This window comes from Ruegeria sp. G7 (assembly GCF_056535465.1).
Window position 1 is genome coordinate 1 of sequence record NZ_JBQFIL010000007.1, and the last position, 2,722, is coordinate 2,722.

A 2,722-nucleotide genomic window follows, 5' to 3' on the forward strand; every position below is an offset into this window, starting at 1 on the left:
CAGGAAATCAACTGCCTCTCGCAGTTCAGCAACCGCGTCTGGTATCGGTGCCGGCCTCGCGCGCAAGCAACGCAAAGAGTTCACCGTAGTGCATTTCGTAGAGATCGGCAGCCTGGTTAAGAATGCGCGCCCGTTCCGCAGCCGGCGCCGACCGGCTGCGCCGAGGCCAGAGCAAGGTCGACATCTGCCGCGCTGGCTGGGGCAACCGAACCGGGCCTGTCTTGCGGGTTGGCTGGGTTGACGATGCTGTCGTCGACATCCGGTTCAGCCGGCCGTGCAAGCAGTGGTTGCGCCGTCCAGTGGTGTGTTTTGAAAGGGTCTCGCGCGGCGTAGATGGTGCCGAGTCGGCGTATGCTGCAGGTCGAACCCTTTAGAGTTGGGACGCTCTGGCTGAAACAGATCTGGCCCTGTCGGCAGAGGGCAGGCGGGGTCTCAAATAAAGTGAAAGGATCCGCGGCAACCTCTTCCGGCGGGACGTTTTCGTCGACGATCTGATTGACGAAGGACGAGTTCGCGCCGTTTTCCAACAGTCGGCGCACCAGATAGGCCAGTAGGTCGCGGTGCGCGCCGACCGGTGCATAGATGCGGCAGCGCGCATTGTGCTTGTCCATTACGAGTTGATGCAGCGTCTCTCCCATGCCGTGCAGGCGCTGGAATTCAAATGGCTGGTCATCAGCCATATGCAAAATCGCGCTGACCGTATGTGCATTATGCGTGGCAAACTGCGGATAAATGCGATCCGTCATGCCCAGCAACTTGTGGGCATTGGCGATATACGAGACGTCGGTGGCCGCCTTATGTGAAAACCGGAAATCCATCGACGCCTTCGACCTGTGCCCGTTTAATCTCGGTATCCCAATACGCCCCTTTGACCAGTCGCACCATCAGCTTTCGGTCATGCCGCCGGGCCATGTCGTAAAGCGTATCCAGAACCAGCCCTGCGCGCGGACCATAGGCCTGAACAACAATGCCGAACCCGTCCCACCCGGCCAGCGCCGGTTCGGACAGCACGGCCTCAATCACGTCCAGAGACAGCGATAGCCGATCTGCTTCTTCTGCATCCACGTTCAGGCCCATTCCCGCAGCCTTGGCCAGCAACGCCAGAGCCCGCAGACGCGGGACCAGCTCGTCCATCACACGCGCTTCCTGCGCCAGTTCATAGCGATGGATGCAGGGCCGATAGTTTTACGGATACACCGGGGTTGGCGCGGATATCGTCATGGTGCAGGCCTCGGCAATGGCGGCAATTGCCCGTGGTAGGACAGGTGATAGCGCGCAGCGTCCGCTTCGGTCCGGGCGGCCTCTCCCAGCATGTCGTAAGAATAGGTGTAACCCTTGGCTTCCATGGCGCTGGCGCGGTCCATTGCGGATTGAATGGTTTCACCCAGGACAAACTGGCGCCCCATTTCTTTCATCGCGCGACCAACCGCGGTGCGAATCACAGGTTCACCCAATCGCTTTATCGCGCCGCGCAAAGCGCCGACCGGTGACGAGTCTCCGTCATCCAAAACCTTGCCCGTCAGCATCAAGGCCCAGGTCGATGCGTTGACTAGCGACGAGGAAGACTGTCCTAGGTGTTTTCCCCAATCGGAAGGGCGATTTTGTCTTCAATCAGGGCATCGATTGTGTCGGCATCGGGGACGCGCAACAACGCCTCGGCCAGACACATCAGCGCAATGCCTTCATCGGTGGACAGTCCATACTCGGCCAGAAAACCTCCATCAAGCCCGGCGATGTGCTCGACCGAATGTCCCGCACAAGCTGTGCCGCCGCATTACAAATGGCGTCGCGGTCCGCTTTGGACAGGTCCACTTGATGGATCAGCGTTCCAGAATGGCAGACTGGTCTGCATAGGTTTGCGAGTCGATCAGGGCGCGCAGCTTGTGTGGCATGATTTCTCCGGGCTTTTCCACCAGTTTAATCGTATTTTTCGGGACAGTGGACCGAAATTGTGTGTATTGCAGGTCAATCGATTTAAAAGTAAGGGCGGAACAATGCAAAAGCCTCTCTTGATCTCGACAGGTTTGACCGGTCAATCCTGACCGTTCTTGCCGAAGACGGTCGAATATCTGTCGCGGACCTCGCTCGAAAAATTGGGCTCTCCAAATCCCCACACAGGCACGCCTCAAACGTCTGGAGGCCGATGGCGTGATTACCGGTTACCGGGCGATGCTCGATCCGATCCGTTTGGGGCTGGACCACGTGGCCTTTGTAGAGGTGCGTTTGACCGACACGCGGGAAAAGGCCCTCACCGAGTTTAATGCGGCGGTCCGCATTGCCGAAATCGAACAGGCACATATGATCGCGTCGAATTTCGATTATCTGCTCAAGGTGCGGACAGGGTCGATGACGGAATACAGGGCTGTTCTGGCAGAGAAAATCTCGTCGCTTCCGCATTTGGCCAACACGTCGACTTTTGTGGCAATGGAAGCGGTTAAAGAAGCAGGCATGCTGAGCCGGCTCGATTAGCCCGGTTGACGTGACCCGGCTGAGCGTCATCATTGAGGTATGAGACAGACACTATTGGCTATCCCTGCACTGATTGCACTATGCTCAGTGGCTGATGCACAGACATGCCCGGATGCTCCGGATCATACAGACAGCGTGGACGCGTTGATCGCTCAGGTGCAACAGGCCGAGTCGCAAACGGACGCCCGCGTCTTTTCCAATCAGATGTGGGAGTTATGGACGGACGCACCCGACGCAAAATCCCAAACATTGT

Annotated in this window: 2 pseudogenes; one reads left to right on the forward strand and one right to left on the reverse strand. The window is 58.0% G+C overall.

Features of this window, described 5'->3' with window-relative positions:
- A pseudogene (gene putA, locus ACR3EN_RS21095) lies at positions 1-1,892 on the reverse strand (bifunctional proline dehydrogenase/L-glutamate gamma-semialdehyde dehydrogenase PutA); the annotation flags it as partial.
- Positions 1,893-2,035: 143 nt separating this feature from the next.
- Between putA and ACR3EN_RS21100 the strand changes: the two are divergent.
- Positions 2,036-2,469 (forward strand): annotated as a pseudogene (locus tag ACR3EN_RS21100) (Lrp/AsnC family transcriptional regulator).
- Positions 2,470-2,722 lie beyond the last annotated feature (253 nt).